The organism is Aquirufa sp. (assembly GCF_044239315.1).
Classification (GTDB): Bacteria; Bacteroidota; Bacteroidia; order Cytophagales; family Spirosomataceae; genus Aquirufa.
In genome coordinates, this window is the sequence record NZ_JBIIBQ010000019.1 from 30,788 (window position 1) to 56,440 (window position 25,653).

Annotated in this window: 19 protein-coding genes and 1 riboswitch; of the genes, 10 read left to right on the plus strand and 9 right to left on the minus strand. The window is 42.5% G+C overall.

What is annotated here, in order from left to right:
* Window positions 1-41: 41 nt before the first annotated feature.
* The gene (locus ACILP5_RS08095; RefSeq protein ID WP_395618153.1) at window positions 42-290 is read left to right on the plus strand and encodes a hypothetical protein; all 249 of its coding nucleotides are present in this window, start codon (window positions 42-44) and stop codon (window positions 288-290) included.
* 65 nt (window positions 291-355) lie between these two features.
* On the opposite strand, the gene ACILP5_RS08100 is transcribed toward ACILP5_RS08095, so the two are convergent.
* Window positions 356-802 (minus strand): hypothetical protein, encoded by a 447-nt coding sequence (locus tag ACILP5_RS08100; RefSeq protein WP_395618154.1) that lies wholly within the window; start codon window positions 800-802, stop codon window positions 356-358.
* A complete protein-coding gene (locus tag ACILP5_RS08105; RefSeq protein ID WP_395618155.1) occupies window positions 802-2,811 on the minus strand; it encodes a cytochrome c biogenesis protein CcdA in 2,010 nt (669 codons plus the stop codon). Before ACILP5_RS08105 ends, ACILP5_RS08100 begins: the two co-directional genes overlap by 1 nt.
* 150 nt (window positions 2,812-2,961) lie before the next feature.
* Between ACILP5_RS08105 and glyA the strand changes: the two genes are divergently transcribed.
* From glyA to ACILP5_RS08120, 3 genes are read left to right on the plus strand one after another with little or no spacing between them, the layout of a single operon-like run.
* Entirely contained in the window at window positions 2,962-4,251 is a 1,290-nt protein-coding gene (gene glyA, locus ACILP5_RS08110; protein WP_395618156.1) for a serine hydroxymethyltransferase, read from the plus strand.
* A gap of 6 nt (window positions 4,252-4,257) precedes the next feature.
* Window positions 4,258-5,124 (plus strand): twin-arginine translocase subunit TatC, encoded by an 867-nt coding sequence (tatC, locus tag ACILP5_RS08115; RefSeq protein WP_395618157.1) that lies wholly within the window; start codon window positions 4,258-4,260, stop codon window positions 5,122-5,124.
* Window positions 5,125-5,146: 22 nt separating this feature from the next.
* A complete protein-coding gene (locus ACILP5_RS08120; RefSeq protein ID WP_395618158.1) occupies window positions 5,147-7,009 on the plus strand; it encodes an ABC-F family ATP-binding cassette domain-containing protein in 1,863 nt (620 codons plus the stop codon).
* A gap of 46 nt (window positions 7,010-7,055) precedes the next feature.
* On the opposite strand, the gene ACILP5_RS08125 is transcribed toward ACILP5_RS08120, so the two are convergent.
* Entirely contained in the window at window positions 7,056-10,424 is a 3,369-nt protein-coding gene (locus ACILP5_RS08125; RefSeq protein WP_395618159.1) for a ThuA domain-containing protein, read from the minus strand.
* 85 nt (window positions 10,425-10,509) lie between these two features.
* Here ACILP5_RS08125 and ACILP5_RS08130 point away from each other — a divergent pair, with 85 nt between their 5' ends.
* Window positions 10,510-11,346 carry a dienelactone hydrolase family protein gene (locus tag ACILP5_RS08130; protein ID WP_395618160.1) on the plus strand — a complete coding sequence of 279 codons (837 nt, stop codon included), beginning with the start codon at window positions 10,510-10,512 and terminating at the stop codon, window positions 11,344-11,346.
* A 126-nt stretch (window positions 11,347-11,472) separates the two neighbouring features.
* On the opposite strand, the gene ACILP5_RS08135 is transcribed toward ACILP5_RS08130, so the two are convergent.
* The gene (locus tag ACILP5_RS08135; protein ID WP_395618161.1) at window positions 11,473-12,261 is read right to left on the minus strand and encodes a phytanoyl-CoA dioxygenase family protein; all 789 of its coding nucleotides are present in this window, start codon (window positions 12,259-12,261) and stop codon (window positions 11,473-11,475) included.
* Between the two features lie 116 nt (window positions 12,262-12,377).
* On the opposite strand from ACILP5_RS08135, the gene ACILP5_RS08140 reads away from it, so the two are divergent.
* Window positions 12,378-13,247 (plus strand): AraC family transcriptional regulator, encoded by an 870-nt coding sequence (locus tag ACILP5_RS08140; protein WP_395618162.1) that lies wholly within the window; start codon window positions 12,378-12,380, stop codon window positions 13,245-13,247.
* Here ACILP5_RS08140 and ACILP5_RS08145 read toward each other — a convergent pair.
* Window positions 13,244-14,302 carry a TerC/Alx family metal homeostasis membrane protein gene (locus tag ACILP5_RS08145; protein WP_395618171.1) on the minus strand — a complete coding sequence of 353 codons (1,059 nt, stop codon included), beginning with the start codon at window positions 14,300-14,302 and terminating at the stop codon, window positions 13,244-13,246. The genes ACILP5_RS08140 and ACILP5_RS08145 overlap by 4 nt on opposite strands.
* A gap of 52 nt (window positions 14,303-14,354) precedes the next feature.
* Between ACILP5_RS08145 and ACILP5_RS08150 the strand changes: the two genes are divergently transcribed.
* Window positions 14,355-15,092 carry a glycosyltransferase family 2 protein gene (locus tag ACILP5_RS08150; RefSeq protein WP_395618163.1) on the plus strand — a complete coding sequence of 246 codons (738 nt, stop codon included), beginning with the start codon at window positions 14,355-14,357 and terminating at the stop codon, window positions 15,090-15,092.
* A gap of 61 nt (window positions 15,093-15,153) precedes the next feature.
* Here ACILP5_RS08150 and ACILP5_RS08155 read toward each other — a convergent pair whose 3' ends face one another.
* From ACILP5_RS08155 to ACILP5_RS08165, 3 genes are all read right to left on the minus strand, one after another.
* Entirely contained in the window at window positions 15,154-15,465 is a 312-nt protein-coding gene (locus tag ACILP5_RS08155; RefSeq protein WP_395618164.1) for a hypothetical protein, read from the minus strand.
* A gap of 277 nt (window positions 15,466-15,742) precedes the next feature.
* Entirely contained in the window at window positions 15,743-15,961 is a 219-nt protein-coding gene (locus tag ACILP5_RS08160) for a hypothetical protein (RefSeq protein WP_395618165.1), read from the minus strand.
* 188 nt (window positions 15,962-16,149) lie between these two features.
* On the minus strand, window positions 16,150-18,522 hold the full coding sequence (locus ACILP5_RS08165; RefSeq protein WP_395618166.1) for a TonB-dependent receptor: 2,373 nt from the start codon (window positions 18,520-18,522) through the stop codon (window positions 16,150-16,152).
* Between the two features lie 94 nt (window positions 18,523-18,616).
* A riboswitch (TPP riboswitch) is annotated at window positions 18,617-18,711 on the minus strand.
* Window positions 18,712-18,778: 67 nt separating this feature from the next.
* Here ACILP5_RS08165 and mfd point away from each other — a divergent pair.
* Window positions 18,779-22,123, plus strand: coding sequence for a transcription-repair coupling factor (gene mfd, locus ACILP5_RS08170; protein ID WP_395618167.1), 3,345 nt, complete (start codon window positions 18,779-18,781; stop codon window positions 22,121-22,123).
* A 42-nt stretch (window positions 22,124-22,165) separates the two neighbouring features.
* Entirely contained in the window at window positions 22,166-23,377 is a 1,212-nt protein-coding gene (gene gldJ / locus ACILP5_RS08175; RefSeq protein WP_395618168.1) for a gliding motility lipoprotein GldJ, read from the plus strand.
* Window positions 23,378-23,398: 21 nt separating this feature from the next.
* Here gldJ and ACILP5_RS08180 read toward each other — a convergent pair whose 3' ends face one another.
* On the minus strand, window positions 23,399-24,067 hold the full coding sequence (locus ACILP5_RS08180) for a ComF family protein (protein WP_395618169.1): 669 nt from the start codon (window positions 24,065-24,067) through the stop codon (window positions 23,399-23,401).
* A gap of 147 nt (window positions 24,068-24,214) precedes the next feature.
* Here ACILP5_RS08180 and fusA point away from each other — a divergent pair.
* The coding region (gene fusA, locus ACILP5_RS08185) for an elongation factor G (RefSeq protein WP_395618170.1) at window positions 24,215-25,653 on the plus strand (1,439 nt) is incomplete at its 3' end.

Genomic DNA, 25,653 nt, shown 5'->3' on the forward strand with positions numbered 1-25,653 from the left:
TCCCATTCCTTATTTTTGCAAATAATTATTGACACAGCCTTATGAAATTATCAAATTTACTTTCTTTAGTAGCCATTTTAGCGGTAGCGACTTCTTGTGATTACCAAAAAAATAACACGATTAAACAAAAAGACGTACGTAAAGATGACGAATACGTTTATGGTGTTCACCCAGACAGCGCAGCGGTTCAAACTAAGTTAACTTACGATGCAAAACCTGAGTTAGAAGTAAAAGCAAATGCAATCCGCGAGAAATTATTCAAAGGAAAAGCAATCAACCAAGGAAACTAATTCCTGAGAATATAGATTTTAAGAAGCCGGTTTATCCGGCTTTTTTTGTGGCCTTATTCCTCGGGCTAATGAACGAGCATATCCCGCAAGAAAGTCAATTGGTAGATACCGGCCACATAGATCAAGGACCAAATCAGTGATGAGATTCCCATCAAGAATAGAATACGAGGCGTGGGCACTTTAAAAGACAGCGATAATAAACTTCCACCGATGGGCGTAAAGATTAAAGGAGTTAGGGCTGCAATTCCTTTCATTCCAAATCGCTGCCAGATATCCACCGCATAGCGGATACGTTTAGAAAAAATCTTCGGTTTTGTTGTTCGGTATTTGGCAATCAAGCCCAAGATGGCTTTGCCTAACGTAACAATAATCGTTACTGTAGCCATCGCCCCTAACCATGTAAAAAGTACCGTTTCATACCAGGTTAAGCCAAGGCTGAAACCCGTGATAGGTCCCGCAATAAACTTCAATCCCGTGGCGATCATTACACCAGAATAGGCTGCCCAAGACATTATTTTGCGGATTGATAGATGGTCTTTCCTTGATCTAAGAAAGTGACAAAATGCGCAACATTCGCATCAAAAGCAACAGGAGTCACCATTGGCTTTGCGTCATTGCGCGGATCTAATAAAACATAATGCGGTTGAGCGTTCGAGTTGAAGCGGGTGATTTGGAAGTCAAGATTTTGGTCCCCTAAGGTCTTCTTCTCTTGACCATCCACTTTCGAGGTATACCACTTGTTTGCCGGCAACTCCGTCTTGTCATCGCAATACAAAGCCACTACCACGTAATCTTGTTTCAGACGCTGAAGCACAGCCGGATCAGACCAAACATACTCCTCCATCTTCCGACAATTCACACAGCCGTGTCCGGTGAAGTCGATGAACAAAGGTTTGTTCGCTTTCAAGGCTGCGGCTTTCGCTTGCTCGAAATCGAAATAACCCGTCAAGCCCAAAGGCAACTCTAAGAAATCGCTATATAATGCTTCACTGTTTTGCGTGGAAGACTCTGTTGCTTGCGACCCTTTGAAATCCTGCGAATTCATCGGAGGCAACCAACCCGAAAGTCCTTTCAACGGCGCTCCGAACATCCCCGGAACCAAGTAAATCACAAAAGCTAAAACCGCCGTCGCAAACAAGGTACGTGGAACCGAAAGGTTCTTGGCAGGCCCATCGTGTGGCAAGGAAATCTTCCCGAATAAATACAAGGTCAAGGCGGTGAAAATCGCAATCCAAATCGCCAAGAATATCTCGCGATCCAATAAATGCCAGTGGTATACCTGATCTGCTACACTTAAGAATTTGAATGCTAAGGCAATTTCTAAGAAACCTAAAACCACCTTTACTTCATTCATCCAATTACCCGACTTAGGCAACTTCTGCATGAATCCAGGGAAAATCGCGAACATTGTAAAAGGAATAGCGAAGGCTAAAGAGAAGCCCAGCATCCCGATGATCGGTTTCAAGAAAGCACCCTGTGAGGCCGCAATCAAGATGGATCCAGCTAAAGGCCCCGTGCAAGAGAACGAAACCAATACCAACGTGAAGGCCATAAAGAAGACGCCGATGAACCCGCCTTTGTCCGATTTCGCATCCACTGTGTTCACTAAATTTGATGGCAATACAATTTCAAATGCGCCTAAGAACGAAATACCGAACAAGATAAATATCGTAAAGAAGAGCATATTCGGAATCCAGTGCGTACTCAAGAAGTTCGCAAAACTAGCCCCCGCGAAGAAGGCTAATAACGTTCCAAAAAACACATAGATTAGCACGATAAATCCACCATATAAGAACGCCAGGCCTTTTCCGCCCTTTTGTTTCGTGAAGAAACTCACGGTCATCGGGATCAATGGATAAACACAGGGAGTTAAAAGAGCTAGGAATCCGGCACCTAAAGCAATCCAGAAGAAGGCGAATAAGGATTCCTCTTGTGGTGCTTGAACGGATGGAACAGTAGGAGCAACAGGAGCTGCTTGTACTGCTGGTGCTTCTACCACCGAATCCAAAGAAATTGGAGGGGCGGCCGCCGTATCTTTTCCCGCGATAGCTTCCGCCTTGCCCTCTAAACTAAATATCCCCCTTATAGGCACACAAAGTCCAGAAACATTCGAGCATGACTGTGAATCATAAGAACCCTCGATCTTATACTCCGGGGCGGTTATTTTAATCTTTTGGCGGAATTCCCCTTGCCCTGTAAAATAGGTATAGGTACCATTCCAAATCTCCGTGTCATTTTTCGAATGTGGGTTAATGGCTTTCAATCCACCGATGGTTTGATATCCGGCACCCGGCTTGAAAGTAACGGTAGTTACCGTGGGGCCTAAATCTTTGTCAAAATCAGATGAATACAGATACCAGTCCTTTTCAATAGCCACTTTGAAAATGACCTCGGCTTGCTCCCCCACTTTCGGGTTTGCAGGTTTGATGGACCAAGACCACTTAGCGGGTGTAATCTTTTGTGCGAGAGCCGGGATGGCCATAAATGCGAACAAAAGAAAGGCGATATACTTTAATTTCATGTTTGTCTCAAAATGCAAAACCAAAATTAAGAAAAAAGCGCGGAAACGCGTGTGATATTTGTCTTATTATACCGGCTTTTCGTTTTTCAATTTGGAGAAAAAAACGTACTTTTGACCTTTCAAATTGTAATCCAGAAAGCATTTATTTTTATGGCATCCACTTTTCCTACACAACGAGACAAAGAGATTTTTGACCTGATTAACCAGGAGGCGCATCGTCAAGAATTTGGCATTGAATTAATCGCCTCTGAAAACTTCACATCTCCTCAGGTGATGGAAGCACAGGGAAGTGTTTTAACGAATAAATACGCCGAAGGTCTTCCAGGAAAGCGTTATTATGGGGGTTGTGAAGTAGTGGATGAAGTGGAAACCCTAGCGATCGAACGTGCGAAGAAATTATTTGGAGCGGCTTGGGCGAACGTTCAACCTCACTCTGGAGCACAAGCGAATGCGGCCGTATTTTTATCTTTCTTAAACCCAGGTGATAAAATCTTAGGATTTGATTTATCTCACGGTGGTCACCTTTCGCACGGTTCCCCAGTAAATTTCTCGGGAAAATATTTCCAAGCTTTCTTCTACGGCGTAGAAAAAGAGACGGGATTAATCGATTGGGATAAGGTAGAAGCTACTGCGTTAAAAGAAAAACCAAGATTACTAATTTGCGGGGCGTCTGCTTATTCTCGTGATTGGGATTATGCAAGACTTCGTTCCATCGCTGACTCCGTAGGTGCCATCCTATTAGCTGATATTTCTCACCCATCTGCGTTAATCGCGAAGGGTTTATTAAATAACCCAGTTCAACATTGCCACATCATAACGACGACGACGCACAAAACGCTTCGTGGACCACGTGGTGGTTTGATTATGATGGGAAATGATTTCGAGAATCCGTTTGGATTTAAAACCTTGAAAGGCGAATTAAAAATGATGTCTGCCTGCTTAGACGCTGCTGTTTTCCCTGGAACACAGGGTGGACCATTAGAGCACGTGATTGCGGCGAAAGCGATTGCGTTTGCAGAGGCTTTGACACCTACATTTGCAGACTACGCGAAGCAAGTGCAGTTAAATGCGCAGGCGATGGCGAAGGCCTTTTTAACGAAAGGATATGATATCATCTCAGGAGGTACAGACAATCACTTGATGTTAATCGACTTACGTCCGAAAGGCTTAAGCGGTAAATTAGCGGAGAACACCTTGATTCAAGCAGATATTACGATTAACAAAAACATGGTTCCATTCGACGACAAGTCACCATTCGTTACTTCAGGTATGCGTGTGGGAACAGCGGCGATGACAACAAGAGGATTGAAAGAAGGCGATATGTCTCAAATTGTGGACATGGTCGATAAAGCCTTGATGAACCACGATAACGAGGCGGTATTGAAATCAATCAAAACAGAAGTAAATGAGTGGGTGAAGCAATTCCCATTATACCTATAATAACACATGGCTGCAGATCAAGATTTTGACGATTTCGACGACGATGACGCATCGGATGGAACAGAAATGTCCTTCCTGGGTCACCTAGAGGAATTAAGATGGCATATTCTGCGATCTGTTGCTTCCTTTTTTGTCTTTGCGGTAGCCGCTTGGTTCTTCCGCGAATTCATCTTCAGCTCGATCATTTTAGGGCCTACGAAGACGGATTTTTATACGAACCAAATCCTGTGCAAAGCCGCTGAACTCTTCAATATGCCTAGCTTGTGCATGCAAAGAGCCGATTTTATTCTTCAAAGTAGAGAGGTATCAGGCCAGTTTATGATGGCACTAACACAGTCCATCATCGTTGGTCTTTTATTCGCATTCCCTTATATGTTCCACGAATTGTGGCGCTTCATCAAACCGGGTTTAAAGAGCAAGGAATTGCAGGCGGCCAGAGGTGCGGTTTTCTGGGTTTCGCTTTTGTTTTTTAGCGGAGTGGCTTTTGGCTATTATGTGGTATCTCCCATGGCCATTAACTTTCTGGCGAACTTTAAATTAGACCCGACCATACAAAACCAGTTCGATATCAACGACTACATTTCATTGTTAGCGATGTTAACCCTGGCATGTGGAATTACCTTCCAATTACCGATGATTGCCTTTGTGCTATCTCAAGTAGGCATTTTAACCCCGTCCTTCATGCGGGAATACCGTAGACATGCCCTTATTGTCATTTTTATCGTGGCGGCGATCATCACTCCTTCTCCGGATGTGATTTCACAACTCTTAGTGGCGTTTCCACTTTTGGGTTTGTATGAGATCAGTATCGGCGTTTCAGGCCGCGTCTTGAAGCGTAAAATGAAACAAGAAGAGATGGAATCGAATTCTTAATTGAATTCTCAACAACAAACGAATGAATTATTTATCGGCGGAAAACATATCACGCAACCTAGGCGAAAGATGGGTGTTTAAAGGACTATTTTTTGGCCTCCAAAAAGGGGAAAAAGTAGCCCTCATCGGAAAGAATGGGACAGGTAAAACCACCTTGATGGAATCCCTCATGGGCATGCAAACTCCGGACGAGGGAAATATTTCTATCCGCAAAGGAATTCGTGTGGGCTATCTACCGCAGAATCCCATTTTCGCCGAAAACGAACAAGTGCTTAATTATCTTTTCTCAGACGATTTACCTAGCGCGGTAGCCATCAAATCCTATGAAAAAGCAATGCTTTCAGGTGATTCGAAAGAACTGGAAGATGCCTTTGCTTTAATGGAGGCTCATAACGCCTGGGATTACGAGGCACGTGCAAAGCAAATCATTAGCCGCTTAGGCATTCCGGATGGAGATCAAAAAGTATCGACTTTATCTGGGGGCCAAAAGAAACGCCTCTCCCTCGCCAAACTTTTGATCGAGAGTCCAGACATTATGATTCTGGATGAGCCGACGAACCATTTGGACATCGAAACCATCGAATGGTTAGAAGGCATCATGTCCGGCCCTAACGTCACCGTTTTAGTCGTTTCCCACGACCGTTATTTCCTGGATAAGGTCTGTAATAAAATGATGGAATTAGCCGACGGATCCATCTACACCTACGAAGGCAATTACGCCTATTTCTTAGAGAAAAAAGCCGAACGCGAAGCCTCAGATGCCAGCAGCATTTCGAAAGCAAAAAACCTCTACCGTAAAGAACTTGAGTGGATGCGCAAGCAACCGAAAGCGCGTGGAACCAAGTCCCAGTCCCGCATTGATGCCTTCTACGAAACAGAAGAAAAAGCGAACAAAAAATTAGACGACAGCAAACTGGAACTCAACATCCAAATGTCCCGTCTCGGCAATAAGATCATCGAAATCAACCACCTAAAAAAGGCTTGGGGAGACAAGAAGATTATCAACGACTTTACCTACACCTTTAAGAAGAAAGACCGCATCGGAATCGTAGGTAAAAACGGCGCCGGCAAAACAACATTCTTACAACTCCTAACCGGATTAGAACAACCTGATTCAGGAACCATCGATCCAGGCGAAACACTTGTGGTGGGTTATTATACCCAAATCCCTTTCGATTTCCGCCCAGAACAACGCGTTATCGACACGATCACAGAGATCGCCGAAGTCATTCCTTACGGAAAGAACGAATCACTGAGCCCAAGCCAGTTTTTAAGCAAATTCCTCTTCACTACCGCTCAGCAATATACCCCAGTGGAGAAGCTAAGTGGTGGCGAGAAAAAACGCTTGCAATTAATGCGTGTGCTCGTGAAGAATCCTAACTTCTTGATTCTGGATGAGCCCACAAACGATTTAGACTTAGATACCTTACAACTCTTAGAAGACTTCTTAACTGAATTCCAAGGTTGTCTTTTACTGGTTTCCCATGATCGTTATTTCATGGATAATCTAGTAGATCAATTGATCCTGGTGGAAGGCGAAGGAGAGGTAAAATTCTTCAACGGAAACTATACGGATTATCGCATTGCCCTGGAGAATAAAGAGGATGAACCAGCAACAAAGCAAAGTCCGGTTAAAGCGCCTTCGACTGCTGCTCCCACAGCCCCGAAAGGACCTAAGCTTAGCTTCAAGGAACAGAAGGAATTCGAAGAAATAGAGAAAGAGATGGCGTCTCTCGAAGCTGAAAAAGAAGCACTCGTTGAAAAACTTAACCAAGGCTCGGACGACTTCCAATTATTAACCGATTGGGCCAAGGCCATCGAGGATATCAAAAATACCTTAGAAGAAAAGGAAATGCGCTGGCTCGAGTTATCCGAAAGAGCATAAAAAAAGCCCCGATCGCTCGGGGCTTTTTTCGTATAAGACTTCCAGCTTAATTCTGGAAGTTCAAATTCATCAGAGCATACAAGGCTCCTTCTTTCACTTTGTCATTCACAAATACTAAGTAGACATCATGAACACCTGACATATTTATTGGGAAGTCGTAAGCCTTCGTTGCGTTTACTTCAACAGACCCCACTAATGGACCTGTGACGCTACCTGTTCTAAGCTCTAATTGACCACCTACCGTTTGGCCGGCCATATAAGTAGCCATAACAGATAGATTCTTTATCCCAGTTAAGTCGATTGCATCATAACGCGCATATCCACCTGGACCCGTCGAAACTAAAATTTCTCCGATACCATCTACTTTATACTTCATCGTTTTAGCGGTTGCATCTGCACTTACAGCTGGGAACTTCGCATCACGTAAAGTCACGACTTTAGAGCCTGTTACTGGGGCAATTTTGCCTGCTCCTTTGTCTGTGTACATCGCACGGAAGATAAATGTTCCTGGCTTTCCTTTGTCTTGAGGAATATATTGTCCAGCCACTGGCTTGGATGCTTTCTTTTTGTCAGATAAACCTAAAATGTATTTAACCATTTCACGTGAATCAGCTACCGAAATTTGTGGGTGAGCTGCCATGGCATTCTCGCCCCAAACTCCACCACCACCAGCGATAATCTTCTTTGATAATTCATCGATGTTTTGTGAGCTCGCACGGTATTTCTTACTGATATCTGTGTAAGATGGTCCAATAGATTTCTTTTCAACCGCGTGACAAGTCTTGCAATCTGATAAATCAATCAGACGCTTACCTGCAGAGAATGAGGTATTCGCTTGGTGCCCTTGCGCAATGATTGTTTTGTCAAATCCTTCTAGATAATCGATTTGCATCACAACTTCGTCCTCTGCAATCTTCTTATTCGCTAAACTTCCATCCTCTTTATCTTGCACCGATACTTTATAAGTTATCGGCTTGTCGTTCCAATAGAATGATTTGTTTCCCTCAATAGTTACATCTACCGCTGGCACTTCATTACCCGCTGTGATTTTAACCATTTCCGTATTCGAATTTCCAGCCGCATCTTTCACAGTTAACTTCACATTGTAAATTCCCGCTTTTGTAAATACATGTGTTGGATTAGCAGAGGAGCTTGTTCCTCCATCCCCAAAATTCCACGCATATTTAATCGCGTCTCCATCATAGTCAATCGTTCCTTTAGAAGAGAATTTAACACTCAAAGGCAAAGCACCCACTGGCTTGTCTACTGAAACCATCACCTTAGGAGTTCTATTTCCCGCATTGTACTCAATTTTATAGAGTGCTGCATCCTCACTAGCCGCAAACCAATTCGGCCCATATTCTAATCCATACATTGTGCCCTTGTTATCGAACTCTAAATCCATTGGATGAGAGAAAGTCGTATTAGGCAAGAAACGCTCCATTTGAACGAAGTCTCCTTTTGCATTCATGGATACCGTATAAATCATATCACGAGACCAATCATAAGCGAAGAATTTCCCATCATAATAGGCTGGGAATTTAGTCTTCGAAGTAGCCGGAAAATCATCACGGTAATAAATCGGACCAGCCATCGCGTTACGAGAACCCTTGGAGATTACTGGGCCAAATTCTGGAGAATCAGCATAAGGGTAATAAATGAATGCTTTCTGAGCTGCAGGCAAATGAGCAAATCCCGTATTGTGAGGGGAAGTGTTTATAGGAGCTTTGGGATTAAACGTAGCCCAAGTGCTGTCTTTTGCAAAATCACGCTGGTTATAAGGACGGTTATCCGCCACGAATAATGGCCAACCGAAGTAACCTGCCTGACGCGCTTGATTCACTTCATCATGTCCACGTGGACCATATTTCTTTGAATCTTCACCCGCATCTGGACCTACTTCGCCCCAATACAAGAAACCGGTACGCTTATCGACAGAGATACGGTATGGATTACGATTACCCATCACATAAATCTCTGGTTTAGCATGGTAGATCCCCGCTGGATACAAATTGCCTTCCGGAATAGTGTAACCACCCTCTGGTGTAGGCTTGATACGTAAAATCTTTCCTCTTAAATCATTGGTGTTAGAGGATGTTGCACGCGCATCCCAACCTGCACGACCTGGACGGTTGTCCATAGGTCCGTATCCATTAGAATCAAATGGATTTGTGTCATCACCCGTGGACAAGAACAAGTTTCCTGATTTGTCCCAAGCGATCGAACCACCTGTATGGCAACATCCGTCACGCTTTACAGGCACACGTAATAATACCTTTTCGGTATCCATTAGCAAGGTATCCTTTACGTCGTCGTAGGTAAATCGAGATAGGTGTTGAGCCGTATCTGCTTTGCCTGTTTGAGGAGAATAAAATAAATATAACCAGTGGTTCTTATTGTAATCAGGATCAATATTAACCCCCATTAAACCATATTCAAATTTCGAGAATACGTCCAAATCAGCAACGACCTTTGTCTTCCCCTTTTTCGGATCATACATCTTTAATTTACCCTTGCGCTCTCCAAAGAAGATTTTTCCTCCATCAGTCACCGCAAGTTCTGTAGGCTCATCTAAATTGCGATCCAAAATCACTTTCGTGAAACGATTTTCCTCTGGTGGCAATTCTGAACGTAATTTTTTCGTATAATCTTGAGGACGACCAGACGCTAACCATTGCAACGCACCCCAAATATGCTGTACCACAATCGGCTCCTCAAAAGACTCATGCGTATGTCCCCAATTCGTGTAGAATGCACGGCCACCATCGTATTCATGGTACCAAGCCATTGGGTGAAAATCGCCCATTTTACCATCCTTATATGACTTTTCGTCTAAGGTAATTAATACTTTAACATCTTTATTGAAGTTCTTCGTATCATAAAACTCATCCGTGCGATCGAACGTTTCCGGCATGTGTGCTGTAGAAATGTGTGTGCGGTCAACTGCTGTAAATGTTCCCTTTTGGACATTTGGACGACCTGGGTGAGACGCGAATTGACCACCCGCTAACTTTGTATACCAAGGCCAATCGTATTCAGTATCAGTAGCTGCATGAATGCCAAAATACGCTCCACCCGCTTGAATATAGCGCTCAAAAGCAATTTGTTGCACGTCATTTAACACATTAGATGTCGTGTTTAAAAACACCACAATGCGGTATTGCTTCAAATTTTTCTCTGTAAAATTGGCTGCATTCTCTGTGGTGTCCACTGAAAATCCTTTTTCTGACGCCATTTTGAACAAGGCAATTTGTCCAGGTTTAATGGACGAGTGGCGGAATCCCTTCGTAGAAGAGAAAACTAAAATTTTCTTACCAGCTAAAGGGTTACCAGCTTGTGCAAAGACAGAAAGCGTTGAAACCAATAAGGCAAAAATGAGAGTGATTCGGAGGATTCCGAACGAGGAATTTTTCATGTTTAAAATAAATAGGTTTGGGACAAAGTTAGCGCAAAACAGAAATTTTCGGCTACTTTTAAGAAAAAATTTCTCAAATCGAGCTATGAAAAAATATATCATAACCTTGGCACTCGTTTTCGCCTCGTTTTTCGCCTTTTCTCAAGTCTCTTGTTGCTTCGTAAAGAAAGACGGAATGCAGCTTTTGGCCTCCAATAAAAACTTTGTTAAATCACATGCACTTCCGAAGCCTTATCACCACGTCAGCAAAGCAGGTGGAGTAATGGTCGAATTTAAGACGCCAGATGATCAGATGGCGAAAGGATTTTATATCCCTGCTGATAAGCCTTCTGATATTACCTTATTCGTTTTTCAAGAATGGTGGGGTTTAAATGACCATATCAAAAGAGAGGCAGAACATTTCTACAGCACTTTAGGCAATGTAAATGTGTTAGCCATCGATATGTATGATGGAAAAGTAGCAACTACCAGAGAAGATGCCGCGAAATATATGGGAGGTGCGAATCCTGCTCGTTTAGAAGCGATCATTAAAGGAGCCATTGCCTATGTGGGACCGAAAGCGAAGATTGCGACGGTGGGTTGGTGTTTTGGCGGAGCTTTATCCTTGAAAGCATCTATTTTAGCAGGTAAACAAGCGGCAGCTTGTGTGATGTATTATGGAATGCCAGTGAAAGATGTGGAGCAATTGAAATTATTACAGACGGATGTTTTAGGCCTTTTTGCGGGTAAAGAGCAATTTATCAACCCGACGGTGGTGAAGGAATTCGAAGCCAACATGAAAACGGCAGGTAAAGGAATCCAAACAAAAATCTTCGATGCGCAACACGCTTTTGCTAATCCTTCGAACCCCGCTTATGATAAAGCAGCTACGGAAGAGGCTTGGGGATTAGCGATAAATTACTTTAAAGCACGTTTAAAATAATGCGTTATCTACTACTTATTCTCTGTATCGGCTTACTTGCTGGCTCCTGTGCGAGTCAACGCCAGCCTAAGCTTTACAAGAAAAAATGGTCCTTATTTAAGAAAAACGACTGCGACTGCCCTAACCTCAAATAAGTGGATTTAGGGCAGAGGCAGCAGGTAATCCTGGGGCTAAACCCTGTAACCAACGCTGGCGATCGGCTTCTTGATTCGGATTTTGGGGCTCCATCACTCGAGCCTCCGCATCCATATAGATGATCGTCATCACCTCCCGCATTTTAGTTGATTCATTCCCTGGCGCATTGTGTAGCGTCCAACCCAGGTGGAAGGTGGCATCGCCGGCTTTCATGGATTTTTGAGCCACAATTTCATATCCTTGTTTAGCTACGTAATCGCCAATCAATGATTCAGATTCGTCTGATATTTCTAACTTAGGAAGGTCTGCTCCAGAAGACTTGGAGGCAAAAGTGAGCATTCCCATTCCTTCTTCAATATCTACCAAGGGCATCCACATCGTTACCGTTTTAGGCGTATCGATGGGCCAATAATATTGATCTTGATGCCAAGGTGTATGGCCACCACCCGGCTCTTTAAAAAGTGCTTGGTCGTGGTAAAGGCGAACATTTTTAACTCCTAGTAATTGAGCAGCTACCCCTGCAAAGCGCTTCGCTAAAGTAAATTCCTTTATCGTTTTTGACGTTTCCCACAGATTCATCATCTGTAAAAAAGCTTTTCCATAAGTATCCCGCTCTTCCATTGGTTTTTGCTGAGCGCGAAAGTCCGCCGCCCAATCTAGAATCGCTTGGCGGTAGGGTTGTAATTCTGCAGCTGAAATTAAGCCCGGAATGTAGGCGTGGCCGTTTGCATTAAAATAAGCGGCTTGCTCATGCGAAACGGATAAGGACTGATGTAGCATTTGTTTTTTCTTGCAAAGATTTCAAAAATTATTTCAGCAGTCTACCTTTATTTTGGCCAAAAAAGATGCAATTTTACCCTTCTGCGAATCTAAGCACCCCAATAGGATAAAATTATATGAAAGCACAGCTCGAACAACTCAGCTCCGGATTTCAAATCAAACATGTGAAACAAGCACGTTTTGATGCACCTTACCATTTTCATCCTGAGTTAGAATTAACGCTAATCATTGCTGGGGAAGGAAAGCGTTTTGTAGGGAATCAGATTAGCGATTTCAGACCGGGGGACTTAGTGCTTTTGGGGGAAAACTTACCCCATTGCTGGCAAAATCACCGGAAAGATTGGTTACTAGAAGAGGTCGAATCGGATGGTGCCCAAGCTTTGGTTATTCATTTTAAGCGTGATTTTTTAGGAGAAGATTTTCTTTCAAATGAGGCTTGTATCGGATTGAAAAACCTATTAGAAAAAGCCAAAACTGGATTCTCCATCGTAGGGCCTACACAAGATCGCATCGCAAGAGAAATGTTAACACTAGTAGACATGCCTCCATTCCCACAACTAATCTCCTTTTTGCAAATATTACATACGATCGGAATTTCAACAGCAGATGTTCAGGCTATTGATACCACGGAAGGGAACTATGCGATCGCAGAAGGTGACTTAGAGCGAATCAACAGGGTTTATGCCTATGTAATTGCCAATTATACACAGGACGTTCACTTAGATGAGGTAGCGCATTTAGCGAATATGACCGAAACGGCTTTTTGCCGTTATTTCAAGAAAGTGACCAATAAAACGTTTGTGGAATTAGTGACCGAATTTAGGGTAAAACATGCTTGTACCTTATTGCGTACAACTAGCAAACCAATGATTGAGGTGTGTTTTGAGAGCGGTTTTGGCAATCTATCTCATTTTAATAAACAGTTCAAAACCTGGATGAAAACCCCACCTCTTCAATACCGTAAAATGGTCAAGGAATGGCACTAGGCCTTTTTCTTCTCCGGAAATGCAAGGCTTAACAAAATACTAATCGTCAAAATCCCAACGATCACTGCTAAAGAAGATAGCGTCCCAAATCCCCACTCCTCTAACTTCGAATGAGCCAGCATTTTTCCCCCTACAAAGCTCAATAAGACTCCTAAACCCATCGGTAAGAAGCGGAATAAGCCCATTAAACTAGACAGGAAAAAGAAGAGTGAACGTAGGCCCATCACCGCAAAAACGTTAGAAAAGAAGACAATATACGGGTCTTTCGAAATAGAAAAAATGGCTGGAATCGAATCCACTGCGAAAATAATATCCGTAAAAGCAATCACCACAACCACAACGAAAATGGGTGTAATAAACAGTTTACCCGTGTTCTTCATCCGAACAAAGAAATGTCCGATCACGTTTCTTCTATACACATTGAAAAAACGAGATAATAAACGGACTACGGGATGATTAGCCGTATCAATCTCTTCCTCTTCGTGTTTCGAAAACAAAATCTTCACCCCTGTATAGACTAAGAATGAACCGAAAACATAGATAATCCAATCAAATTTCTGCAATAAGGCCGCACCCAGGAATATAAATACTAAGCGCAAAATAATGGCTCCCAAGATGCCCCAAACAAGGATTTTCTTGTAGTAACGCTTTTGAACACCGAAGGAATTGAAAATTAAAATAAAGACGAACACATTATCTGCCGACAAAGAATACTCTACTAGGTAGCCTGTTATAAACTCTAACGATAGATTGTCCTGGAATATAGCTAGGGCTTTCAGGTAAGACCCAGTCCCTAAATCAATATGGGATGCATAGGCCTGCTGAACCGCTTTTAGACTTTGCATATCTGTAATCCCATGTACCATCGCGCCATTATAGCCCAGGAAAATATAGAACATAATCGCTAATAAAACCCACATCCCCGTCCAGAAACCCGCTTCCTTGAAAGTTACTTCTTCACTGGTATCCTTTTTAAAAATGCCTAGGTCGATCAGCATGACAGCCATCACACCCACTGAAAAAAGAAGAAAAAATAGCGTTTCGCTCATAAATATTTAATTTTACACTTTGGCCCCACAAAGGTCGCAAAAATAGCTCAGAAAATTTATGTACGAAGGTAAAAAGGTCATCGTCGTTATGCCCGCATACAAGGCAGCGCTCACCCTGGAGAAAACATACCATGAAATCCCGCACGATTGGGTGGACGAGGTGATTTTAGTCGATGACCACAGCCCAGATAATACGGTAGAAGTGGCGAAAGCGGTAGGCATCAAGCACGTCATTAGACACGATAAAAACCTGGGCTATGGGGGAAATCAAAAGACTTGCTATACGAAGGCTTTGGAACTAGGTGGTGACATTGTCATCATGTTGCATCCAGATTACCAATACACGCCTATGCTTTTAAAAGCGATGATTTCGATCATCGGAAACGGCTTATATCCCGTCGTTTTCGCGTCCCGTATTTTAGGTAAAGGCGCATTAAAAGGCGGAATGCCTATTTACAAGTACATCGCGAATCGCTTATTGACTTTATTCCAAAATATCCTAATCGACCAAAAGCTTTCCGAATACCATACCGGTTACCGTGCGTTCTCAAAAGAAGCCTTAGAGGCAGTGAAGTTCACGAAATGCGACGACGATTTTATTTTTGATAACCAAATGATCTTACAGCTTTTCTGGAAAGGTTTCGAAGTAGGTGAGGTGACTTGCCCAACGAAATACTTCGACGAGGCCTCCTCGATCAACTTCAAGCGAAGCTCGATCTATGGATTGGGTGTACTTTGGTATTCTGTCCGTTACCGCCTCGCAAAGTGGGGATGGAAATGGGATTTAATGAACTAATAAAAAAAAGCCTCAGACTTTCGACAGATCTGAGGCTTTTTTGTTGTAAACAACACATGATTTAGTTTTCTGACTGACCTTTATAGAATCCAGTACAAAAGCATTCTTGATTATAATTGTCATTGTAAATTTGAAGTACTTCGTCACAGGTAGAAATAGAATTTCCTGAAATTTCAGCCCCTTTTTTATCATTTTTACCATAGTCTAAACCGGCATCATAACTTCTCATATCTTCGCAAGGATCAGAAGAAGAAGAAGATGATGATGATGTTGTTGATTCTGTTGATTGGGATGACGAGTCTGAATCCGACTTCTTGGAATCACAAGCAATCAATAATAGGGACAAACATAAAATTGTTACTATATTTTTCATATCATTTAAAATTTAGTCTATTGTTTGGATTTACATTCGTTATAATCATCTCTCATTTGATCTAAAGATGGATCTGAAGTTCCATAATGATCTTTAAAAACTTCTTGACATTTTTTATAATTACTGTCTCCAACTTGTGCATATTTTGAATCTGTCAAGCAATCACAGAGAGTGGGAGTCTTGGAGGAGCAAGAAACCAATAAGACAAACGCGATTAACACCATCGCAAATAATTGTAGATTTTTCATCAGATTATTTTTTAAAAATTAAATACCTTTTACATTATCCCAAATCCCCATAAAAACATCCAAGCCATATCAAAAAGTGAGGCACTTAATAATTTTTTATCTGAGTTACTGTATCCAACGTAAGCAGCATACCCACATAATAAACCCATCAGAATTTCAAGTCCGTGATTATCAGTAAGGACAAATACAATCCAGGATAAACCATTAATTATCCAGGCAAATTGAGTTGATGTTAAAAAATTTTTCATAATTAATAAGTTTAGTTTAATAAATGATTTTTTCCAAATATATAATTTTTAGATAACAAAATATTACTATTTCAATATATTGTCAAAAAAAATAATTATGCAAATACTTGAATATCAGATGTATACGTGATATATTTAAAAAAACGTTTATTAAATGGAAATATTGATTAGAAAAAATTAATTAATGTTTAAAAGCGTATACTCGCTCCTACTAAGAAATTAAATCCGGCTTGCGGATAGTAGAAGTTTTCTGTTGTCATAGCACCTGCGTAACGGTATGAATAGGTGTAGCCATTAGATGAATACTGCTCATTTAACACATTGTTTAACAATAGCGTGAAAACTGGCCCTTTCTTCAGCGTGTATTTCAATCGAATATCATGTGTGTTATAGGCAGCGAGCGATCGAGCATCATCTGATGTATTATCTAAATACTGCTTCCCTACATATTTACGTAACAGACTTGCTTCAAAAGCCCCTGCCGTATAGGTTAACGTACTTCCATAAATGACCGAAGGAGAAAAGGCAATATCTGTGTTTTCATGATCAATAAAAGCCATATCATAGGTATCATAATCAACGATTTCCTCCTTGAATTGACGGATCCGGTTTTGGCTTACTGTCACATTTCCACTCCAAACTAGGCGCTTTGAAATTTGGATGTTAAGCATGGTCTCTAAACCTAGACGGTAACTCGATTCCACATTTGTCCGAATGGCATCGCCAGTTGAATTGACAGCCCCTGTCAACACCAATTGATCCTGGTAATTCATGAAATAACCATTCAATTGCAATCCATATTTTTGGCCTGAACGCTCATAACCTAACTCGTAATCTTGCAGATATTCCGGACGAGGAGCCCCGGCTGCATTATCTACAAAATCCTGGCGACTCGGCTCTTTACTTCCTGCTGAGACAGAACCGTACACTTTTGATTTTTCTGAAAGTTGATGAGTCAGACCAAATTTAGGATTGAAAAAGGAGTACGTATTATCAGAATCTATCGATAAAAACTTATCTGCTGTTCCTAACATGCGATAGCCTACCGTTCGGTATTGCATATCTACATAGGCGTTCCACGCCGAAGACAAAATGATATTCCCTTTTGCATACAAGTTTAAATCTGTTTTTTGAGATCGACTACGGTACCACTCTCTTCCCGGAAATGGATCCTGCAATACCCCAAAATGGCGTCCAATATAGCGATTCCATGCTCCTCCGAACGTAAATTTAATTTTCTGAGAACCGGTATAATGCAAAGCAAAAGTCGATCCATAAAAATCATTATCTAACCATTTGCGGCGAATAAGGTCCACGCTTTTTAGCGAAGATGCAATGCCATAATTGTTCAGATCAGTACCAGGTCTAAATTCTTCAAAGTACCCGCGACCATACGTATAATGTGCATTCAAATCCAAGTTCCAAGCCTCCGTCAATCGGTGATTCGTGATGAGTTGAAAGTGATCCTGCGCATAATTATCGGTCTGATTATCGTAGGTATAAAAATTATAGGTACGACCACTTTTCAATAAATTATCGGCATCCTGGGGGCTTAAATAATTGCGATCGATAAAGGCCTGCATTTCAGCTACAGAACCAGTGATTCTACTTTCTGGAGTTCCATACCAAGACTGATAAGTCTTTTCGTTTCCGGTAAAGTAGTTAAAACGGGCGAAGCTTTTTTTGCCAAAATAGCCCGCAGAGAAATAAGCGGACACTAAATCTGACGAGGCGCGGTCGATAAAACCATCGGATTCGATGCGGGATAATCGACCATCTAGTGTAAATTTCCCTCCTAAAAGCCCTGAACCTCCCTTAAGTGTTGTTTTAAGCGTTCCAAAAGACCCACCAGAGGCATGTACCTCTCCATGCGCCTCGGACTCAAAGGTATTCGTCTGCATATTAACTGAACCTCCAAAAGCACCGGCGCCATTCGTAGACGTTCCTACCCCGCGCTGGATTTGAACTGAATTCACTGAACTCGCAAAGTCTGGCATATTCACCCAGAAGGTACCTTGAGACTCTGAATCGTTAATCGGAATACCATTCACGGTTACATTGACACGGGTGGCATCTGATCCCCGAATACGAATTCCGGTGTAACCAATACCCGCACCCGCATCAGAAGTAGTGACCACCGAAGGAGTAAAGTTTAACAACATAGGCATGTCTTGACCTAGGTTTGACTTCCCTAATTCTTCTGCAGAGACGTTAGAATAGGCCATCGCCGAATTTTCATCCGCCCGGGTGGCGCGGACTACGACTTCGTCTTGTAAGTAATTGGATTTTTTCAGCCCGATTTTGTTCGCTTGATCTGCCGAAACTTCTACCGGCTCATAGCCCACAAAGCTCACAGCAATAGTTGAATTAGGTGAAATTGCGAGTTGAAACCGTCCTTTCGAATCAGTTACATTCCCTTTAGGAGATCCTTTCACTGAAACGGAAGCACCCCATAAAGGAGCTTTAGTCTCCTGATCGAAAACGATTCCTTGTAGTCGTTGCGCAAAAAGAGTTTGCGCACATAAAATAAGCGTAATAATAAGCGTTGTTGCCTTTTTCATTTTTTTGAAATTTTAGCAACAGGTAAAGGAGCCAAATCCTGTTATGATTTAACTTTTTAACCCTTACATTGACGATTTTTTTGAGTTTTCAGCGCTAAAAACTCGACAAAATCCCTTCGACGGCACTACCCGCATCAGGTTCAATGGGTATAATCTCAGCCTTTTTTACGGGCACCCCTTTTTGTAGATGCACAAAGATACAAAATTTCCTACCTTTGCAAGCCCTACGTAAATTTTGTGGGGGATTTTTGAACGTATGATCGTCAAAGAATTTCTAAGTATCTACCAGAGCGACGGAATTGTCCAAAGCATTTCTGATAAAATAACTACGTCCAAACCGGGCGAATCCCTCCACCTAAAAGGCCTCTGCGGCTCCCTCGACACCGTTTTGATGTCTGCCCTTTTAAAGGAGCAACAGCCCTTTCTGATTATTTGCGAGGAAAAAGAGGAAGCTCAATACATTTACAACGATCTTCAGTCGCTCGTAGGTGACACTTCTGTGATCCTATTCCCGATGTCCCACAAGAAACCCTATGAATGGGAGGAAGTGGACAACGCGAATGTGTTATTGCGAGCAGAAGTGCTCAACATGTTAAGTAATTACAATGGCCAAAGCCTCGCCATCGTCAGCTACCCCGCGGCGATGACCGAGAAGGTGATTAACCGAAAGTCTTTAGTGAAAAATACCCTATCCATTCGTGTAGGAGATAAAATCGACCGCAATTTCGTGGCCGAAACGCTGAACGAATACGATTTTGAACGAACCGATTTTGTCTACGAAGCAGGCCAATATTCGGTGCGTGGAGGAATTTTGGACGTTTTCTCGTATGCCGCGGAATACCCCTATCGACTTGACTTCTTCGGCGATGAAGTCGATAGCATCCGAACATTTCACCCAGAAACCCAGCTTTCCATTCAATCCGTTTCTGCCATGCACCTCATTCCCGATGTGCAGACGAAGCTGATTCAAGAAACACGGGAATCTTTCTTCACCTTTTTGCCCGATAACACCAAGATCTGGATCAAAGATCTAAGTATCCTGAGCGATGTATTGTCGGAGAATTTTGAAAAAGGGACGATGGTCTATGAGGTCAATTCCTCCTCTGACATCAATCTGTTGAATAAGCCTGAGGAACGCTGGGAAACGGCGAAGACGATTAAAAAATCTTTGCAAGGATTTGGCTGTGTCGAGTTTGGCAAACGATCCCACCTGAAAAATTCAGAGACCATCGTATTTCCCTCGAAGAATCCGGGCGCATTCCAAAAGGACTTTGAGCGTCTAGCCACGACTTTATTAGACAACCAAACACACGGTTTTCACAATATCATCAGTTCGGAATCACCGCGGCAATTAGAACGCCTCGAGGTGATTTTTAACGAGATTAATACGAGTATTCAATTCAAACCTTTGCAGATCTCCTTGCGCGAGGGCTTTGTAGATGAACAAACAAAGGTGGCCTTTTACCCAGACCACCAGCTGTTTGAACGCTACCACCGCTACAAGGAAAAGAACAAGTTCTCCAAGAACAAGGCCTTAACCTTAAAGGAATTACGTTCCCTTCAGGTAGGCGATTTCGTGACGCACATTGACTATGGAATCGGGCGTTTTGCCGGTTTAAATTTAATTGAAACCGCGAACGGAGAGCAGGAAGTCATTCGATTGATCTACCGCGACGACGACGTCTTATCGGTTTCAATTCATTCTCTACATAAGATTTCGAAATACTCTGGCAAGGAAGGAGCCCCTCCTTCCATGTCGAAACTAGGCTCACCTGACTGGGACAACAAGAAATCTCGGGTGAAGAAGCAGGTAAAGGATATTGCCAAAGAGCTCATATCTCTCTACGCCAAGCGTAAGAATGCACCCGGTTTTTCCTTCTCGCCTGATACCTATTTACAAGCAGAACTTGAATCGTCCTTCCTATATGAAGACACACCAGATCAGGCGAAAGCAACCATCGACGTGAAAGCCGATATGGAGAAACCGCACCCAATGGATCGATTGGTGTGTGGGGATGTAGGTTTTGGGAAGACAGAAATAGCCATTCGAGCTGCCTTCAAGGCCGTAGCGGATTCGAAACAAGTCGCTGTCCTTGTGCCCACGACCGTATTAGCGATGCAGCATTACCGTACCTTCCATGATCGTCTGGCTGCATTCCCTTGCAAAGTGGAATACATCAATCGCTTTAAATCAACGAAACAAATCAATGAGACCCTGGCCCGAGTTGCGAGCGGACAAACTGATATATTGATCGGGACACACCGATTAGTAAATAAGGATGTGCAATTCAAGAGTTTAGGATTGATGATCATCGACGAAGAACAAAAATTCGGGGTGAAAGTAAAGGACCGTCTGAAGGAGATGCGTGTGGATGTGGATGTGTTGACCTTAACGGCGACGCCTATACCGAGAACACTCCATTTCTCTTTGATGGGGGCCCGCGATTTAAGTATTATTGCGACGCCACCACCAAACCGCCAGCCGGTTGAAACCAAATTAATTGTCTTATCAGATGAAGTCTTGCGTGATGGGGTACGAGAAGAAATCAGTCGCGGAGGACAAGTTTTTGTCGTCTACAACCGAATAGGGGAACTAGAAAGCATCGCGAACCGCATCCTACGCCTAGTCCCAGATGCAAAAATCGCTGTGGCACACGGCCAAATGGAAGGCGACCAGCTCGAAAAAATCATGATGGGCTTCATCGAGGGCCATTACGATGTACTTGTGGCGACGAACATCATCGAATCTGGCCTCGACATCCCGAACGCAAATACGATCTTCATTTTGAATGCGAATAATTTCGGGCTTTCAGACTTACACCAAATGCGCGGTCGCGTAGGCCGGTCAAACAAGAAAGCCTATTGCTTCTTAGCGACTCCATCCCTAGCGAATTTAACCAGCGATGCGCGGAAGCGTTTGAGTGCCTTAGAGGAGTTCTCCGATTTAGGCGATGGAATTAAGGTGGCCATGCGCGACTTGGATATTCGGGGTGCCGGAAACCTGTTAGGTGCGGAGCAAAGCGGATTTATCAATGATTTGGGATACGACATGTACCATAAAATACTCGATGAGGCTGTTCAGGAATTGAAGGAAAATGAGTTTAGGAAACTTTTCGAAGTAGATTTAGAGCAGGTGGCTGAAAGCTTGAAAGTGGATTGCACCATCGAAACCGATTTGCGCGTGTTAATTCCGGAGGAATATGTGACGAGCATATCTGAACGCCTTGCCCTCTATACGCGTTTGGATGAAATCGAAGACGAAGAAACACTTGCCACCTTTATTAAAGAAATCAAAGACCGTTTTGGCGATTTGCCTCAAGAGGTGAACGATATGATTGAATTAGTGAAGTGTCGTTGGAAGGCTCAGGTTTTGGGAATTGAAAAAATCCTGTTGAAAAACAATAATCTGAAGTTTCATTTCGTTTCATCAGAGTCCGCTCGACCACTTGATCAAAGCCTAGTGGTTAAAGTGATTTCGTTTGTAAATAACAAAAAAGGCCTTTGTCAGTTAAGAGAAAAAGCAGGAAAAATGATCTTACAAATCGATAAGGTGAGTAGTATTAAAGAATTAAATACTATTTTAGTGGATATTTTAGGGTAATTAATACCTTTGTTAATTAATTCTATTGTAAAAGGAATATAAATGCGTACTCAATTTAGACTAATACTTTTCATTTCTCTTGCCATCGGAGCCTTAAGCTCTTGTAACAAATTAAAGAAAAACGAGAAGCCTAATAGCTTATCTCCTGGAAAAACTTCTAGTATTTCGGGTGTAGATTACAACAAGAAAGGCGGATTTCAAACGAATTCTAAATTTGTGGGTGACATGGTAGGTCCTAATCTTGTCTTTATAGAAGGGGGGCGATTTACCATGGGAGCGACTGACGAGGATGTTTTAGGGAAACACGATAATTACCAACGTACAGTCACTATACAGTCCTTTTATATTGACGAAACAGAGATGGCGAATATTCACTATTTGGAATATTTAAATGCTGTTCAAAAAGATTCCACTCAAGAATTCTACGAGGCTGCCTTACCAGACACCACTGTCTGGTTAAATCAGTTAGCCTATAATGACCCCTATGTAGAACAATACCTTAGACATCCTGGATTTAGATTATATCCTGTTGTAGGCGTGTCTTGGAAACAAGCCAATGACTTCTGCAAATGGAGAACCACAGCGGTAAATAATTCCATCAACAATATCCAAAAAGATGTTAAAGGCAAAAAGCCTAAAAAAAATAAAAAAGAGTTAGATGTAGCCTCGGGTAGACTACTTCCTCCTTTCCGTTTACCTACCGAGGCGGAATGGGAATATGCTGCGAAGGCAATGATCGGAACGCAACAAGAGGATGAAAATCAGAGTAATCAGCGTATTTATCCATGGGATGGCCCTTCGATGCGTCAGCCACTAGGAAAAAATAGAGGTATGATGATGGCTAATTTCAAAAGAGGACGAGGAGACTATGTTGGTTTAGCTGGAAGAAACAATGATGGTGCTATTATCACGGCAGAAATTTACAGCTATTCCCCTAACGATTTTGGTCTATACCAAATGGCAGGAAATGTAAACGAGTGGGTTGCTGACCTTTATCGCCCGTTATCTTATCAGGACTTCAACGACTTAAATCCAGTTCGTTTAAATGACGACTTAGATAAAGCTGACAAGTATGATAAAAAGAACAATCAATCCTTAATTGATAATAAGATTCGTGTTTATAAAGGAGGTTCATGGTCTGACTTACCCTTCTGGTTAGCGCCAGGAACGCGTCGTTTCTTAGATGAGGACTCAGCTACTTCAACCATCGGGTTCCGTTGTGCCATGATTGCTACGGGCGCCAAGAGAAAATAAGCCATTCACAAAATAAGCCATTCACTTTAAAGCAGCCAGCGCCAGGAAAGACAATTCCCCCGTGCTGGCTGCTTTTATTTTTGCCCCTGCCGCTAAAAAAGTCGCGCCCGTCGTCAGCGTATCATCAACTAGTAATATTCGCTTCCCATCTAACTCCTCTGGACGCTTGATCTCAAAAACCTCCTCTAAGCTAGCGTAACGCTCTGCTCGATTCAACCCAATCAATGAAACCCCTTGTTTAGTTCGCCATAAATGTGTTTCAGAAAACGGAATACCAGACTCGCTTGCCATCCCTTTCGCAATACAAGCCGCCTGATTATAGCCTCGCTCTTTCAAACGCGATGAGTGCAAAGGCATAGGGATAATTACATCATAATCGGCCAACGAAAAAGACCGCCCCACACAGGCCCCCAAGTATTTCCCTAATTCCTGCTGACCTTTGTATTTAACCTGGTGCAGCAAATGTTGGACCTTCCCTCCCTGGGCAAACAAAAAATAAGCATGCACTCGATCGTATTCAATCAAGCCATCAAGCTTGTGTGAGATCCAATTAGGCTGTTCTAGGAATAATCCGGGGCTAGGCAGTTCGAATCGGCAGCGAGTACAGATCCAATTTTCAGACCGAATTAGGACTTGATCGCAGGCAAAACAACATTTGGGATAAAGTAATTGTAAAAAGGTATTAATCATTTAGAAAAAACTTTTGTATTTAACTAAGTTTCAGTAATTTTGCACCCCTAAACAAGTACTCGAACGAGAATGTTGTCCAAGTACTTGGTAATTACCAAACAATTCACAAACGGATTAAAAAAATCATTTCATAATTAACCTTTTAAAATGGCACGCGATTTAAAATTCACTAGAAACATCGGTATTGCTGCGCACATTGATGCGGGTAAAACCACCACTACGGAACGTATCCTGTATTATGCAGGGGTTTCCCACAAAATTGGTGAGGTACACGATGGTGCGGCAACAATGGACTGGATGGAGCAAGAGCAAGAGCGTGGTATCACGATCACTTCTGCTGCAACGACAGTAGGTTGGAAATACCGCGATCAAGATTACCACATCAACATTATCGATACTCCAGGTCACGTTGACTTTACAGTAGAGGTAAACCGTTCTTTACGTGTATTAGATGGTCTAGTATTTTTATTCTCTGCAGTAGATGGTGTTGAGCCTCAATCAGAGACTAACTGGCGTTTAGCAAATAACTACAACGTAGCACGTATCGGTTTCGTTAACAAAATGGACCGTTCAGGCGCTGATTTCTTAAACGTGTGTAAGCAGGTAAAAGAAATGTTAGGTAGCTACGCAGTGCCATTGCAATTGCCTATCGGAGCTGAAGAAGGATTCGAAGGTGTAGTTGACTTAGTTAACTTCCGTGGTATCAAATGGAACGAGGCAGATAAAGGAATGACATTCACTGAGGTACCTATCCCAGATGATATGTTAGAAGAGGCGACTGAGTACCGTGAGAAATTATTAGAAGCAGTAGCTGAGTTTGATGAGTCTTTGATGGAGAAATACTTCGAAGATCCAGCATCTATCTCAGAAGATGAAATCTTAGCGGCTTTACGTGCAGCTACGATCTCTATGAAAATCGTTCCAATGCTTTGTGGTTCATCTTTCAAAAACAAAGGTGTTCAAACGATGTTGGATTACGTGATGGCTATCTTGCCATCTCCAATGGATAAAGAAGGCGTTAAAGGAATTCACCCAGATACAGGTGCTGAAATCTTGCGTAAGCCAAGTGAGTCTGAGCCATTCGCGGCTTTGGCATTTAAAATTGCAACAGATCCTTACGTAGGTCGTTTATGTTTCATTCGTGCCTATTCAGGTGGATTAGATTCAGGTTCTTATGTATTGAACAACCGTTCAGGAAATAAGGAGCGTATCTCTCGTATCTTCCAAATGCACGCGAACAAGCAAAACGCGATCGAGCGCTTAGGTGCTGGTGATATCGGTGCGGTAGTAGGTTTCAAAGACATCAAAACGGGAGATACTCTTTCTGATGAGAAACACCCAATCGTATTAGAAGCAATGGACTTCCCAGAGCCAGTTATCGGTTATGCAATCGAACCTAAGAAAACGGCTGATGCAGATAACTTCTCTAAAGCGATCACTAAATTGATCGAAGAAGATCCTACGTTACAAGTAGAGTCAAACGAAGAGACTGGTCAAACGATCATCAAGGGTATGGGTGAGCTTCACTTAGAGATCATCATCGACCGTATGCGTCGTGAGTTCAAAGTAGAAGTGAACCAAGGTGC